This is a genomic window from Colwellia hornerae, from assembly GCF_007954355.1.
In the GTDB taxonomy this organism is placed as follows: Bacteria; Pseudomonadota; Gammaproteobacteria; order Enterobacterales; family Alteromonadaceae; genus Colwellia_A; species Colwellia_A hornerae.
This window is the reverse complement of sequence record NZ_VOLR01000017.1, coordinates 62,908-79,185: the sequence shown is the minus strand read 5'-3', so window position 1 is coordinate 79,185 and position 16,278 is coordinate 62,908. Positions and strand designations below refer to the sequence as shown.

The 16,278-nt window shown below is 38.6% G+C and carries 11 protein-coding genes; 7 read left to right on the top strand and 4 right to left on the bottom strand.

Annotated elements, in window-relative coordinates:
• Position 1 precedes the first annotated feature (1 nt).
• Positions 2-2,413, top strand: a complete 2,412-nt coding sequence (gene pheT, locus ESZ26_RS12925; RefSeq protein ID WP_146799895.1) for a phenylalanine--tRNA ligase subunit beta — start codon at positions 2-4, stop codon at positions 2,411-2,413.
• A gap of 3 nt (positions 2,414-2,416) precedes the next feature.
• The gene (locus ESZ26_RS12920; RefSeq protein ID WP_070373739.1) at positions 2,417-2,707 is read left to right on the top strand and encodes an integration host factor subunit alpha; all 291 of its coding nucleotides are present in this window, start codon (positions 2,417-2,419) and stop codon (positions 2,705-2,707) included.
• Positions 2,708-2,922: 215 nt separating this feature from the next.
• Here the strand turns inward: ESZ26_RS12920 and ESZ26_RS12915 are convergent, their stop codons facing one another.
• Complete coding sequence (locus ESZ26_RS12915; RefSeq protein WP_170246376.1) at positions 2,923-3,489, bottom strand: DUF2937 family protein; 567 nt, start codon at positions 3,487-3,489, stop codon at positions 2,923-2,925.
• A 120-nt stretch (positions 3,490-3,609) separates the two neighbouring features.
• On the opposite strand from ESZ26_RS12915, the gene ESZ26_RS12910 reads away from it, so the two are divergent.
• From ESZ26_RS12910 to ESZ26_RS12890, 5 genes are all read left to right on the top strand, one after another.
• A complete protein-coding gene (locus ESZ26_RS12910; RefSeq protein WP_146799893.1) occupies positions 3,610-4,290 on the top strand; it encodes a hypothetical protein in 681 nt (226 codons plus the stop codon).
• A 174-nt stretch (positions 4,291-4,464) separates the two neighbouring features.
• Positions 4,465-8,907 (top strand): thrombospondin type 3 repeat-containing protein, encoded by a 4,443-nt coding sequence (locus ESZ26_RS12905; protein ID WP_170246375.1) that lies wholly within the window; start codon positions 4,465-4,467, stop codon positions 8,905-8,907.
• A gap of 107 nt (positions 8,908-9,014) precedes the next feature.
• Positions 9,015-9,587, top strand: a complete 573-nt coding sequence (locus tag ESZ26_RS12900; RefSeq protein ID WP_146799891.1) for a MiaE family protein — start codon at positions 9,015-9,017, stop codon at positions 9,585-9,587.
• Between the two features lie 33 nt (positions 9,588-9,620).
• Positions 9,621-10,928 carry a hypothetical protein gene (locus tag ESZ26_RS12895; RefSeq protein ID WP_146799890.1) on the top strand — a complete coding sequence of 436 codons (1,308 nt, stop codon included), beginning with the start codon at positions 9,621-9,623 and terminating at the stop codon, positions 10,926-10,928.
• Positions 10,929-11,082: 154 nt separating this feature from the next.
• Positions 11,083-12,294, top strand: a complete 1,212-nt coding sequence (locus ESZ26_RS12890; protein ID WP_146799889.1) for an EAL and HDOD domain-containing protein — start codon at positions 11,083-11,085, stop codon at positions 12,292-12,294.
• A gap of 143 nt (positions 12,295-12,437) precedes the next feature.
• Here ESZ26_RS12890 and ESZ26_RS12885 read toward each other — a convergent pair whose 3' ends face one another.
• The 3 genes from ESZ26_RS12885 to ESZ26_RS12875 form a co-directional block, all read right to left on the bottom strand.
• Positions 12,438-13,442 (bottom strand): ATP-dependent 6-phosphofructokinase, encoded by a 1,005-nt coding sequence (locus tag ESZ26_RS12885; protein ID WP_146799888.1) that lies wholly within the window; start codon positions 13,440-13,442, stop codon positions 12,438-12,440.
• A gap of 188 nt (positions 13,443-13,630) precedes the next feature.
• The gene (gene pyk, locus ESZ26_RS12880; RefSeq protein WP_070373732.1) at positions 13,631-15,082 is read right to left on the bottom strand and encodes a pyruvate kinase; all 1,452 of its coding nucleotides are present in this window, start codon (positions 15,080-15,082) and stop codon (positions 13,631-13,633) included.
• A 72-nt stretch (positions 15,083-15,154) separates the two neighbouring features.
• On the bottom strand, positions 15,155-16,003 hold the full coding sequence (locus ESZ26_RS12875) for a MurR/RpiR family transcriptional regulator (protein WP_070373731.1): 849 nt from the start codon (positions 16,001-16,003) through the stop codon (positions 15,155-15,157).
• Positions 16,004-16,278 lie beyond the last annotated feature (275 nt).

Genomic DNA, 16,278 nt, shown 5'->3' with positions numbered 1-16,278 from the left:
AATGAAATTTAGTGAATCTTGGTTACGTGAGTGGGTTAATCCTGCTATTTCATCGAGTGAGTTAGCTCATCAAATAACTATGGCCGGCTTAGAAGTTGACGCTGTAGAACCTGTTGCGGGTGAATTTACCGGAGTGTTAATTGGTGAAGTTGTTGAATGTGGGCCTCACCCTGACGCAGACAAATTACAAGTAACAAAAATAAACCTAGGTAGCGAGTTTAATGATGGCGAGTTAGTTGACATCGTTTGTGGCGCTAAAAACTGTCGTTTAGGCCTTAAGGTTGCGGTTGCAACGGTTGGCGCAGTTTTACCGGGTGACTTTAAAATTAAAAAAGCTAAATTACGTGGTGTGCCTTCTCATGGCATGTTGTGTAGCGAGTCAGAAATTGGTTTGTCGGACAGTGCTGACGGTATTATGGAGCTTGCCCCCGATGCCCCAATTGGCATGTGTGTCCGTGAATACCTAGATTTAAATGACGTTACCATCGATGTTGATTTAACGGCTAACCGCGGTGATTGTTTGGGCCTTAAAGGTTTAGCACGCGAAGTAGGGGTGTTAAATAGCACGAATATTATCGAACCTGAAATTGTTGCTGTTGTAGCAACGATTGAGGATGTGCGTGACATCACTTTATCTGCACCACAAGCTTGTCCACGTTATTTAGGACGAGTGATTAAAAACATCGATATAACGGCGAAAACACCATTATGGATGGTAGAAAAATTACGTCGTTGTGGTACGCGCTCAATTGACCCTGTTGTTGATGTAACTAACTATGTGTTACTTGAACAAGGGCATCCGATGCATGCTTTTGATTTATCAAAAATCGATGGCGGCATTAATGTTCGCTTTGCTACATCAGGTGAAAAACTTGTTTTACTTGACGGTAATGAAGTGACGCTTTCAAGCGAAACGTTAGTAATTGCTGATGAGAATAAAGCCTTAGCAATGGCGGGTATTTTTGGTGGCAAAGAATCGGGTGTTAAATCTGACGAAGCAGAGAAATCAACCGATATCTTCTTAGAGAGTGCTTTCTTTGCCCCATTAGCTATTCTCGGTAAAGCTCGCCAATACGGTTTACATACTGATTCATCACATCGTTATGAACGTGGCATTGATCCAGAATTGCAGCGTAATGCTATGGAACGTGCAACGACCTTGTTACTTGATATTGTTGGTGGTGAAGCCGGACCTATAGTTGAAGCATTAAGTGATGAAAATTTACCCAAAGAAAAAACGGTAACCTTACGTCGTGAAAAACTTGATGGCCGCATTGGTCATCATATTGAAGATGCTAAAGTGACTGACATTTTAACGCGTTTAGGCTTTGAAATTGCTTTTGTTAATGATGTTTGGACCGTAGTGGTACCAGCATATCGTTTTGATATTAAAGTTGAAGTCGATTTAATTGAAGAAGTTGCGCGTATTTTTGGTTACAACAATATTCCTAATGTGTCGCCAAAAGCAACGTTGGCGATGCGCGAACAAAAAGAAAAATTTATTCCCCTAAAACGTTTACGCAACGTTATGGTTAATCGTGGCTATCAAGAAGCAATAACTTATAGTTTTGTTGACCCAAAAGTTCAAGCGCTTATTCACCCTGAACAAGCTGTGATGACTTTACCGCATCCTATTTCTAGTGAAATGTCGGTGATGCGTTTAAGTATGTGGACAGGCTTATTGCAATCGGTTATTTACAACCAGAACCGTCAGCAATCTCGGATGCGTTTATTTGAAACAGGTTTACGCTTTGTCCCTGATGAAGCCGCAGAAAATGGCGTTCGCCAAGAACAAATGTTTGCAGGTGTCGTTACTGGCCAGCGTAATGAAGAACATTGGGATATGGAAAAGTCTGCTAGTGATTTTTTTGATGTTAAATCAGATGTAGAAGCCTTACTGGCACTGACTGGCGATGCTTCGTCATATCAGTTTTCAAAAGACGAAATAATTGCCCTTCATCCCGGCCAAACCGCCGCAATTCATAAAAATGGCGTGCTAGTGGGACATGTTGGTACCTTACATCCTGAATTAGAAAGAAAATTAGGATTAAATGGTCGCACATTTATTTTTGAGCTTTTATTGTCTGAAATTTCAACACAAAAAATTCCTGAAGCTGGTGATATATCTCGCTTTCCGGCCAATAGACGTGACATTGCAGTGATCGTTGAAGAGAAAATAAATGCAAATAATGTCTTACAACTTATTGAAAAGGTTGGCGGAAATTATTTAGTTGATCTAAACTTGTTTGATGTATACCGAGGAAATGGTATTGAAGAAGGGTTTAAGAGCTTAGCGATAGCGATGACTTTACAGGATTGTGATAAAACCCTCGAAGAAAAAGACATTAATGAAGTCGTTGAACGTGTCGTAGACACATTAGAAACTGAGCTAAATGCATCACTGAGGAATTAGGTAATGGCGCTAACTAAAGCAGAAGTAGCAGAACATTTATTTGAGAAAGTTGGGCTGAGCAAACGCGACGCAAAAGATATGGTTGAGGTGTTTTTTGAAGAAATACGCGAAACATTGGAAAGTGGCGAACAAGTTAAGCTTTCTGGTTTTGGTAACTTCGATCTTCGTGTAAAAAGCGAACGCCCAGGTCGTAACCCTAAAACGGGTGAAGATATTCCAATTTCTGCTCGTAAAGTTGTTACTTTTCGTCCTGGACAAAAATTAAAGAGTCGCGTTGAAAACGGTAACGGCTAATTAATTAACGTATAAAGTTAGAGCATGCTTTTCTAGATATTAAATGATAGATGAGACGATGTTTATTGAAGGTTGCTACGGCAACCTTTTTTTATGCCCAAGTTGACAAGTAAGACGATGCTGACCTTTATATATCCTTTCTTTTACGCTATTAGTATCTCTCTAAGGGGAAGAGGCATTATGCCATGGCAGATTTTAGCTATTGTGTCTTACTCTTAATTTTTTTGATGATTTGGTGAGATTTTTTTAGCTAGCAATTTAATCAAAGAAACAACTATTTCCTTCGCTATTAAGCCAACAATTGCGATTACTGCGCCGGTACTTAGTGCATTTATCTCAAGTGGGATAGTCAGGGAAAAGTCAGTTAAGGTATTTTTGATAATCGCTCTATCGGCATAAACAATAAAGTTAAAAATTTGTTCGATATAAACGTCGTTAATTATCATGCTAAGTTGTGACTGCAAATACTCAACCCGTTCAACTAATTGATTAATAATCTCGGCGGTATTGACAATTGAAGGCTCGGAATTAGCTTGATACTTCGTTATCATCGCAGATAAATTACCTTGATAATGTTGATCGGCAATATTTTGAAATTGTACCAAGTGCAAATTTGCTTCAGATAAGTGTCCAGACAGGCGATGTTTATATTGAATGATAAATGCCGGTAATTGCACACCTAAAATAAATGTTACAGTGAAGAAACAGCGGTCAATAATATTATTAATCACTCTAAACATAGCTAACTTATCGCTTAAATAAATATTAACAAAAAATAACATTAGCATATATTTGTTTATATTTTAAAATTTTTATGGTTTAAAAATTGCATATTTATAAAATCGGTTACGCATTTGATGTGAATGCAATAAATAGTCAAATTTTTGATGGTGGTATCAATAGTGAAGATTAATATAGATAACAACGAACAAGAAAATTTAACATTGCAAAAATCTCAATTGGAAAAAAATATAATGATTAAAAATTTATATAAGCTGCGGAAGACTTTTGCCGTTAGCGGAATCTTTATTGCGTCGAGTCTTTTTTCAAACAGTATTAATGCTTTAGAATTAGCGGGTAATATCCACAAAGGACAAGACGCTAAAAGCCAAGGTTATAGTTTTTCTTTAGCAGATAACTTTACTAAAGGTGGAAATTTATATTGGACTTTTTCTTATAATAACTTAGAAAAAGTAAAATATGATTTACCTTTCACCGTATCTGGCGAACGTTTTTTCAAGATAAATACCATTGATGGGCTTGTTAGTTATCGTCATAAGATACAAAGTTATAATGTTTTTTTTAAAAAACTAACAATTGAATATCAACTAGGCGCTTCACTAGCGCTCACTGAGAATAAACTTATCTATACCGACCCAAACAGTTTAGATACAGTAGAAATATACCCTTCGCAAGAAAATGATATAAACATGGTGCTAGGCGTTGTTGCCCATTACAAGTTAAATAAAAATACGGCGTTAAACCTTGGTGTTAAATATCAACCCAATTTTTCGGAATTTGGTGCTATAGCATCAGTTTATCTTGGTCTTAGTTATCGTTTTGGACGAGGCTTAGATTATTGAGTTTGATAGATAAAGTTGTCTAGCCTAGCATTTTAGGTCTTTGTTGATGAAATTTGCTAAAGTTTAAAGAAGAAATTAATAATGCTCACCCCTAAGTAGGTGGTCTTTTTAATTTTAAGACGTAATAACTTACATGTGTAAGTTTAAAATATATTGCTATTGGTGGGGATGTTTATGCCATTAAGAATTCATTCAGTTGTTTTTCCTCTCGTATTAACACTTATGAGCAGCTTTCCTGTTTATGCGGTTGTACCACAATGCGCTCCGCCAACGCCTTTACTTGATGCTGATGGTGATGGTTACGACGATACTATGGTGATTGGCGGCGCTTATGATTTATTTCCAAGTGACCCCTCCGAGTGGTATGACACAGACTTAGACGGTATCGGTAATAATGCTGACCCTGATGATGACGGTGACGGTGTGCCCGATGGTTTTGATTTTAACCGTGATGGTGACCCTGTGCTGAACGCATACGATCCTTTCATCGAAAATTCTTTTGAATGGCTTGATACCGACGGTGATTGCTCTGGCAATACGGTTGATCTTGATGATGATGGTGATGGTGTTGTTGATGTTGTTGATATATATCCGCTTAACCCACTTGAGTGGGACGATACCGACAGTGATACGATAGGCAACAATACCGATACTGATGATGATGGTGACGGTATCATTGACCGCTATGATGCTTTTCCGCTTGATGCTTCTGAACAACTTGATACCGATTTTGACGGTATAGGTAATAACACTGATACCGATGACGATGGCGATACTATTTCAGACGTTGATGACGCTTTCCCACTTGATAGCTCAGAGCAAAGAGATCTTGATAGTGACGGTATTGGTGATAATGCTGATAACGATAGTGATGGTGACAGTTACGCAAATGCTATTGATGTATGGCCCAATGACGCGTCAAGATGGTTTGATACCGATGGCGATGGCATCGATAATAATATTGATACAGATGATGACACCCACGATGGAACAGGTGTTGGTGATGGTTTCCTTGATATAAACGATGATTTTCCGCTAAATGCCAGTGAATGGTTAGACACCGACAGTGACGGTGTTGGCGATAATGGTGATACCGATATTGATGGTGATGGCCATTTAAATGTCAACGATGCTTTTCCTCTTAATAGCACTGAATTTATTGATACTGATAGTGATGGTACAGGCAATAATGCCGATACAGACGACGATGGTGATGGTGTTTTAGACAGCAGTGACCCTTTTCCGCTTAATGTTAATGAGTCAGTAGATACTGATTTTGATGGCATAGGTAATAACTCAGATGCCGACGATGATAATGATGGCGTTTTAGATGACATTAACGGCAATGGTATTATCGATGGTTTAGATGATGTCTTTCCATTAGACCCTACCGAATACATTGATACTGACGGTGATGGAACAGGCAATGTTGCTGACACCGATGATGATGGGGACACTTTCTTAGATGGACCTGACGATGCTTTTCCACTGGATGCCAGTGAATGGCTTGATACTGATGGTGATGGCATTGGTAATAATACCGATACAGATGACGATAACGATGGTTTGCTAGACGTAGATGAAACACCGGCAAACTCACTTTTATCCTTAGCGACCACAGATACCGATGGTGATGGTGAAGCTGATTATAAGGATGAAGATATTGACACACATGATATTACTGGTGTGGGTGACGGCATTCCTAATGATGTTGACCTTTTTCCATTTGATCCGACCGAATGGGAAGATACTGACGGTGATTTTATTGGTGACAATAGCGATCCCGATATTGATGGTGACGGTATTGCCAATGCCGTTGATCCAGGGCCTAAAGACCCAGTGGCAAGGACAGATACAGATGGTGACGGCCTTGCTAACGAAACTAATGATAACGATGACGACAATGATGGTGTTGCCGATAACCTTGATTTATTTCCATTAAATGCTGCTGAAAGCATAGACACTGACGGCGATGGTATCGGTAACAACGCTGATCCAGATGATGATGGTGACGGTTTTGCTGATAATGCTGATGCCTTCCCATTAGATGTGAGCGAATATTTAGATACCGACGGTGATGGCACAGGTAATAATGTTGATAGCAATGATGATGGTGATAGTGAACCCGATGCTAATGACCCTTTTCCTTTAGATCCGAACGAGTGGCAAGATACCGATGGCGATCTTGTTGGTAACAATAGTGACAGTGACGATGACAACGATGGTTTAGTTGATAGCCTAGATGCGTTTCCATTAGATGTTAACGAAAGACTTGATACCGATAATGATGGCATAGGTAACAATGCAGATACCGATGACGACAATGACAGTTATCTTGATAGTAATGATTTATATCCATTAGATGCCAGTGAATGGCAAGACTCAGATGGAGATGGTCTAGGCGATAACGCTGATGCTGATGATGACAACGATAGTATTCTTGATACTGATGATGCTTTTCCGTTCGATCCAGGAGAAATATTTGACACTGATGGCGATGGTATCGGTGATGTACTTGATACTGACGACGATAATGATGGTTTTTTAGATAACGTTGATTTATTTCCCTTTGACCCGAATGAATCACGCGACAGTGATAACGACGGTATTGGCAATAATAGCGATAGTGACGATGATAATGACGGTGTGCTTGATATCGACGATGCTTTCCCACTCGATCCGATAGAAAGTGTTGATACCGATGGTGATGGTATTGGCAATGTTAACGATATCGACGATGATAACGACGGTGTTTTTGATTATCTCGATCAGTTACCGCTAAACCCTACAGAGTCGCTAGATTTTGATCTTGATGGTTTAGGTAATAATGCCGACCCTGATGACGATAATGACGGCATGAGTGATATCTTTGAGCTTGAATATGGTTTTAACCCATTTAACGATGCTGATGCACTAATTGATACAGACTCAGACGGCACGGTAAATGTTGATGAAGAACGTAACAACACCGATCCATTAATTGACGATTATGCACCCGTGATAACGGTCCCACAAGCGGTTCACCTTGATGCTGATCATACCTTTACGGCGTTAACACAAACACAATTGGTGCAGTTAACCGACGTTTATGTTGAAGATGGTCGTGATGGCGCTAACTGTTGTGCCTTAACACCGGTGGGTTTTGAGCGTGGACAAAAGTATATTACCTCTGGGCTGTACAATATTATATGGCGAGCGGTTGATGAGGCTGGTAATGTTTCAACAACTCCACAAGTGCTTAATGTTTATCCGTTAGTCAATTTTAGTGCGACGCAAACAATAGGTGAGGGTGCTACGGCTCGGGTTGAAGTTGTCTTATCAGGCAAAGCGCCTGCTTATCCTATTGAATTACCTTTTGCTATTTCTGGTAATGTAGATGCCCTTGATTATAAGATAACAGACAATAAAATTGTTATTACCGAGGGCACGTCAGGCTTTATTGATATAGAGATTAATAAAGACTTTCAAGCCGAAAGTGATGAACAGCTTGTGCTCAGTTTTGGTAATGAAATAAATGCCGGTGTCAATAAAAGCCATACCATAGTAATTACTGAAAATAATATAGTACCGACAACACAATTGCGCATGACTCAGCAAAATATAGCGGTTTCTAGCATCAGTAAAGACCAAGGTGAAGTTACCATAGAGCTACAGATAAATGATGCTAATCCAAATGATTCACACATCATTAATTGGTTACTGCCTGAGTATATCAATGCCGAAATCAGTGCCAGTCAATTAAAGGTCTATTTGCAACCTGACAACTTTGTCTTACCTGATGAAATAAATGGGTTAATTACGCTAGAAGTGAGTGTTACTGATAATGGCAGTGGTGAATTGTCACAAACTCATCGCCTTTATGTTCCGGTTAATAGTATTTTAGCGCGACTCGATGGTAGCGATACGGACAGCGATGGTATTGCAGATAATATTGAAGGTTATGCGGATGACGATAACGATGGTGTTCCGGCATTTTTAGATAATAACGATATTGCTTATCTGCAACCATTACATGTTAATGCTGGTCAAACTAAGTTAATGGAAACTGAACCAGGTTTAAAATTACGCTTGGGTAAATATGCGTTACAGCAGTTTTCAGATGGTGTGCAAATGACACAACAAGAGATGGATGCAACCGGTTTAGTCGCAACGGATACTTATGATCATCGAAGTGATTACTTTGACTTTGAAATTCATCAGGTGACTCCGTTTGGTGCATCTGCTGCTGTGGTTATTCCGTTAAATGATGGTATTCCACAAAATGCGCTTTACCGGAAATTTAATCGTGACAATGGTTGGCAAAACTTTGTTGAAAACAGTAAAAATACCTTAGCGTCTAGTCCAGCAGATAACAATGTATGCCCACCGCCACAAAGTGCTTTATACCAGACAGGTTTAACTGAAGGGCATCAATGTGTACGTTTACTGATTGAAGATGGCGGTGCAAACGATGCAGATGGTTTGGTGAACGGTATTATCGATGACCCAGGTGGTGTAGCCGTGGTGCCTAATGCTGAAGTTGCCAAGAAAACCGATCCTGAGCAATCAAGTAGTGGCAGTATTTACTGGTTATTATTACTGGTATTAGTGAGCTTACGATTGAAAAAATTCAAGTAAGTCATAAAACGACTTTGACAAACAAGTGAACATTTATGTTTGTTCGCCCGCTATTTTCCTATAAAATAGTGGGCAAATTTCCTCTTTCAATAATAATAAGTAGTCTTATGTTTGAACTTAAATACCATACCCCAAAAGAATGGGCGCAAGTTGCTCTTGCTGATTTCAATGCCTTTTTACTTGATCATGCAACCGCAGAAAAAAAAGCGTCAGGTATGGCAATGTCAATGATCTCTCATTATCCCGATAGAAAAAATATGGTTAAAGCCATGGCTGACTTAGCAATAGAAGAGCTTATTCATTTTAAACAAGTGTTAAAATTAATTAACGCGCGTGGTATTCAACTCGGCGCTGACACCAAAGACCCTTACATTACCCAAATTCGTAAAGCCTTTCGTAATGGCGCAGAAGTATTTTTTATGGACAGATTAATAGTTGCCGGTGTTATTGAGGCGCGAGGGTACGAACGTTTTTCGCTTATTGCCGAAGCTTTGCCTGAAGGCAAAGACAAAGTCTTGTATGACGCGATTGCAAAGTCTGAAGAAAAGCATAAAAATTTGTTTATCGAACTCGCTTATGAATATTTTGATAAAGACGAAGTCAATATACGTTTAGAAGAAGTACTGACATTAGAAGCTGAAATATGTGCAAAACTTCCCTTTAGAGCGGCTTTGCATTAATTATTTAACGATAAATGGTTAACGGGTAAGCCGATGTCAAAAGTGTTTAACCAATATTTTAGTCGCTATGCTGAAAATGAAGTTGCGGTACTAACTCAATATGAATCGCGCTTACCTGATGAGTTTACGGTTGACCATGTTGTGGTTATTCCTGCTTATCAAGAAACCAGCGCTTTTATTGAGCGTTTTTTAGCTGCACCACTTTCAACATCTCCGGTGCTTATGGTGGTGGTCATTAACGAACCGATTGCCGAACCTATTACCGAACTTATCGCCAAGTCTGTTACTGAATCGCGACGCGAAGGGAGTTCGATTGACGATTATGACGGGATAAACCCACAAAAAGCACTTTATCAATATGCACTTTCTTGTGGTGATAACTGCTGGCAATACGATAACCTAACCCTAATTAAAGTAACAAAAAGTCAAACATGGCTGTTAGTGGTTGACCGTTTTACCCATGCTATTGATAAAGAGCAAGGCGTAGGGCTGGCACGTAAAATAGGGACTGACCTCAGTGCTTATTTAATTTCAGTAAAGCGAGTCAGGCAAACTTGGATCTGTTCTAGTGATGCAGATGCTTACTTACCTGATGATTACTTTAACGCTTTACATAAACGAGATAAAAATACGGTAGTTTGCTGCTTTAATTTTAAGCACAGTAGCGAAAATAGAAGTATTCATCAGGCTAATTTTCTCTATGAAAGTGCTTTACGTTATTATGTTGCGGGTTTACATTATGCCCATTCACCTTATGCCTTTTTTACTATTGGTAGTATTTTAGCGTTTAAAGCTGAAGTGTATGTTCAGGCTCGTGGTTTCCCAAAGCGCAGTGCAGGAGAAGATTTTTATTTATTAAATAAATTAGCTAAGTTAGGCGCTGTTGAATTTATTGAAGATGTAACCGTAGAGCTTGAAGCAAGAACCTCTCAGCGGGTGCCTTTTGGTACTGGGCCAGCGGTACAAAAAATTCTCGACTTACAAGCGGGTCATCTTGATTATTGTTATTACCACCCAGAAGTATTTACATCGTTAAAAACCGTATTGTCTGCTTTTCCAACATTATGGCACTATCGTGGCGACTTAATCGCATGGTCTGAACAGTTATCTAAGCCGATAAGCGAAGCGCTAAATCAAATTGGTTTTGAAGCTTTTGTTGAAAAACAGATAAACAATAATGAAAAGCAGTTTAATAAACAACTAGTCGTTTGGTTTGATGCCTTTAAAACCCTGAAATTCATTCATAATCTTCGTGAAAATCACTATCAGGATATCCCATTAGCACAGGCTTTATTAACAGCTCCATTTACGGTTAAACTAAACAATGAGCCAAAATTGTAAAGAGTTTATCCATTTCATCAGGCTATCTGAGTAAAGTACCAAATGCTCATGTTGACAATAAATTAACTGCTCAGCGGCTTATTTACTTTACAATTCAAAGAAAAATAGGGTATGTTAAAGTTAATAATAATTAATAAAATTTTAGCTTTGATATATGTATAACACCTATATAGCAAGACAAGCGATACTCGATAGAAACCGCGTCACGATTGGTTACGAGCTGCTCTTTAGAGATAGCCCAAATAATAAATTTCCTGACATAGATCAAGACGTCGCTAGCTCAAAATTAATTATTCAAAATCATCTGCAAGGTGACATTCGTTCTATTAGTATGGGAAAACTTGCTTTTATTAATTTTACTGAAAAATGCCTAATTAATAAATATCCGCTAATGTTTGATAAAAAATCAATTGTCATCGAACTTGTTGGCCATAAAGTACCGACAGAGCGCTTATTTAAAATTGTTAAGTTTTATTTTGATAAAGGTTACAAAGTTGCCTTGACCGAATATGATCTTGATGAAAAATGGGACGTGCTCTTTCCATATCTATCAATTATTAAAGTTGATACTGAAAAAGTTAACCCAAAACGTTTACATAAAGTTATCGAGCGTTTAAAAAATCACAATATTAAACTTGCCGCAGAAAAAGTTGAAACTAATTTTCAATTACAAGCTTTAGCTGAAGTGGGTTTTGACTATTATCAAGGTTACTTTTATCACGAACCTGAGATAGTAGAAGGGCAAACACTTGCGCCGATAAAAACGCAAATGTTGCATTTGATCAGTGAAACATTCCACTCGCCATTAGATTACGACAACATTGCGACTATCATCAGCCATGATGTAAATTTAACGGTAGGCTTGTTAAAAATGGTTAATAACGTAGCAACATCAACACGTATTGAGATCACTTCATTAAAACAAGCGGCTGCCTATTTAGGTGAAGATAAACTAAAACAGTTTGTTACTATCCTTGCTTTATCTAAATTGACAACCGACAAGACCGATGAAATTTCTAAACAGGCGCTCATTACTGCAAAGTTAATGACGGCATTAGCCAAAGAAGGTGTCTTTGAAGAAATCAGTGATTTTGCTTTTATTACCGGCTTATTAAGTGCTATTGAAATTATTTTACGTATGCCGATTAATGAAATCGTTAAAACAATGCCACTCGCCATCCCAATTGAAAACGCGTTGATAGACCACTCTGGTTTACTTGGTGAATTACTTGATTTAACGATGAAATACATCACGGGCGATGGGGAAAACATAAACCAGTTAATTGATACGTATTCGCTTGACGAAACCTATATTCAACAAGAGTTTGTTGCCGCTTGTCAATGGTGTAAAGAGCTTGGTATTTAAGTTAGCTCAGTTGCTTGATTGATATCCTCAACGCTTATACTTGTTGCTTAAGCGTTTCTTTGGTGGTTACTGCGCTGTTAAGGCGAGTATATTTTCCTGTGCTGAAACTAAGCTTTCACTGACTTTTTCTTTTTCTTTGGCGGTTACTGCGCTGTTAAGGCGAGAATATTTTCCTGTGCTGAAACTAAGCTTTCACTGACTTTTTCTTTATGTTGAACGGCAACATCCAAAGGAACGGTGAGTAATTGATTATTACGCTCTCCAATCATAACGTTACTCTTTCCTGCTATTAGCGCTTGCACTGCAGCAACCCCCATTTTTGTTGCTAAAATTCGGTCTTTAGCTACTGGTGAGCCGCCTCGTTGAATATAGCCAAGTATACATGCAGTGCAGTCGATGTTTGCTGTTTGTTTTAATTGCATAGCGAGCTGTGTCGCGCCGCCTGGCCATAAATTTTCGGCGATAACTATGATGTAGCTAGCATGTCTATTTTGCTGTGCTTGTTTGATCTCTTTAGCTAAATGACTGAGTTTATCTTGTTCGTCAGTTTGAGAAAAATTTTCAAAAGATAATATTTGTTCAGCTGCACTGGCAATACCGACATTAAAAGTGATGTGTCCACTTCGTCTACCCATAACTTCAACAATAAAAATGCGCTCAAAAGCTTCCGCGGTGTCGCGTATCTTATCTATCGCCTCAATACCGGTATTGACTGCAGTAGAAAAGCCTATGGTGAAATCGGTACCGTCAATATCATTATCAATGGTACCTGGAATACCTATCACCGCGCCTGACCAATATTTATTTAACGCCAGTAAACCGTTAAAAGAGCCATCGCCGCCAATCACAATTAAGGCGTCTATTTGTTCTTTTTTCAGGGTTGTTGCTGCTGATTCTAAGCCTTGCTCAGTGAGCATTGCAGGGCAGCGAGCACTTTTTAAAATAGTGCCCCCTCGATGAATGATGCCATTAACACTTGCCGGTGTTAGCGCTGATGAACTACCTTCAATTAAACCGTTATAGCCAGAAAAAAAACCAATCGTTGGTAATGCATAGTGATGCGCAGCAAGTACGACTGCACGTATCGCCGCATTCATGCCGGGAGCATCGCCACCACTGGTTAATACTGCAATCTTTTTAATCGTCATAATAGTTTTTAACCTTATCTAGTAAATCTATTTTAAGGAAGTTTGTTGCATCCGTCATTATTTACCTTGATTATCTTTTACCCATAAAAAAAGGTAGCTATTGAGCTACCTTTTTGGATCTAAACTTTTTTGCTTGCCAACTTAAGGTAACCGCCTGAAGCTTTACCTTAATGGGTCATGGCAATTGATTAGCTGAGATGTTTTTTTGTTACTGTTAATACTTTCATCGTATTAGTTGCGCCAACTGTTTCCATCATATCACCGTGGGTGAATATCACTATGTCGTCAACTTTCAAGTCTGCTTTAGTTAATACTTTATTGAGTACCGCATTAGATAACTCTTCATCAGGAAAATGTGTAGAGTCAAATTCAACAGGATAAACACCACGGTAAATAGCGGTTTTATTTAATGTTTTCTGATGACGAGATAAAGAATAAATAGGTAAACCTGAAGTAATACGCGACATGATTTTGCTGGTATGTCCAGATTCAGTCAATGATATAATAGCTTTAACGCCAACTAGGTGGTTAGCTGCATACATTGCTGACATTGCGATTGTTTCTGAAATCTCAGAAAAAGTCAGTTCATTGCGGTGGTTTGAGATATTTACTGAACGATGCTCTTCAGCGCCAATACATACTGATGCCATCGCTTTTACTGTTTCTACTGGGTATTTACCGGCAGCAGTTTCAGCACTGAGCATTACTGCATCAGTACCATCAAGCACGGCATTGGCAACATCCATTACTTCAGCACGGGTCGGCATAGGGTTTTCAATCATGGTCTCCATCATCTGTGTTGCGGTAATAACAACACGGTTTAACTGACGGCTACGAGCGATTATATGTTTTTGCTTACCCACTAATGCCGCATCGCCAATTTCAACACCTAAATCACCACGAGCAACCATAACAACGTCAGAGGCTAGAATAATTTCATCAAGCACTTTATCATCATTTACGGCTTCGGCGCGTTCAATTTTAGACACTAAACGTGCATCACAACCGGCTTCTTGCGCTAATAAACGTGCTTCACGCATATCTGCTGCATCACGAGGAAAAGATACCGCTAAGAAGTCGACGTTAATTTTTGCGGCTAATTTAATATCTTCTTTATCTTTAGCTGTTAATGCTGGCGCTGTTAACCCACCACCTTGACGATTAATGCCTTTATTGTTTGATAAAGGTCCACCAACGGTTACTTCGGTGAAAACTGATTGACCTTGTGTACTTAATACTTTTAATTGCACACGACCATCGTCAAGTAAAAGAATATCGCCAGGAACGACATCTTGTGGTAATTTCTTGTAATCGATACCCACTTTTTCTTGGCAGCCTTCACCTTTTGGCAATTCTGCGTCAAGTTCAAATTTATCACCAATGGCTAATTTAATTGGACCATTTTTAAACGTTGATACGCGTATTTTAGGGCCTTGTAAATCACCTAAGATACCGACATATATACCTAATTCTTTAGCTATTTCGCGAACATTGTTGGCACGATCAATATGATCTTGTGGAATACCATGAGAGAAGTTTAAACGAACCACATTTACACCAGCGGCTAATACTTCTTTTAATACGGCTCTGTCGTCAGTGGCTGGCCCTAAGGTCGCTACAATTTTAGTTCTTCTAGGCATCTTAATCCTTATTATAATATTGTGTGATTTTGACGATAAACAATCAGTGTTAGTCGCCATCGATAATGCTGGTTAATCTTTGCGCTCAAAACGAGAGCTACGTAAACTGTCTTTAACTTTCTTTAAGTTTTCTCTAAATTTTGTACCACGTCTTAAGGTAAAGCCCGTTGCTAATACATCAATTAGTGCAAGTTGAGCGATACGTGATGACATTGGCATATATAAATCGGTGTCTTCAGCGACATCAACAGATAAAACGATATTACATTCTTTCGCTAAAGGACTACCTGCCGTGGTTATTCCTATAACAATAGCATCATTTTCTTTTGCTAAACTGGCGACCTCAACCAATGATTTGGTTCGTCCGGTATGAGAAATAACGACAACTACATCGCCTTGGCGACTATTAATAGCACTCATACGTTGCATTAATATGTCATCAAAATAAACCACTGGCACATTAAAGCGGAAGAATTTATTTAAAGCATCATGAGCAACTACTGCAGAGGCGCCTAAACCAAAAAACGATATTTTATTGGCTTGTGTTAATACATCAACAGATCGGTTGATCACATTTGCATCTAAACTTTTACGGGCCAATTCAAGATTTGCCATGGTTGATTCAAAAATTTTATCTGTATATTCATCAGCCGTATCGTTTTCATCAACATGCCTGTTAACATAAGGGGTACCATTAGCTAAACTTTGCGCCAAATGAAGTTTGAAATCTGGATAACCTTTAGTGTCTAAACGACGACAAAATCTATTTACAGTGGGCTCACTGATATTCGCTTGTTTAGCTAACGCTGCAATACTGGCATGAATAACGGTACCGGGAGAAGACAATATTACTTCTGCCACCTTACGTTCAGATTTACTGAAAGTATCTAATTCGTCGGCGATCTTTTCTAATATATTCATGTCGGTCAATCCTACTTTTACAATAATTGTAATTAATTTTCTGTCTAAATGACGAGAATAATGAAAATTTATTTCATAATTACAGCTAATATAAAACATATTGGCAATTTTTAGCAAATTTTTAATTCATGTTTTACACTAATAACCACTAACCAACAGAGAACCTTTAGTGAAATTGCATCTTAAAGCTGTTATTTATCTATAATACCTAAAATGTAATTTAATTACAAAAAGTTCTTTACTGATGCCAATATACCCGTTAAATTATGGATAAA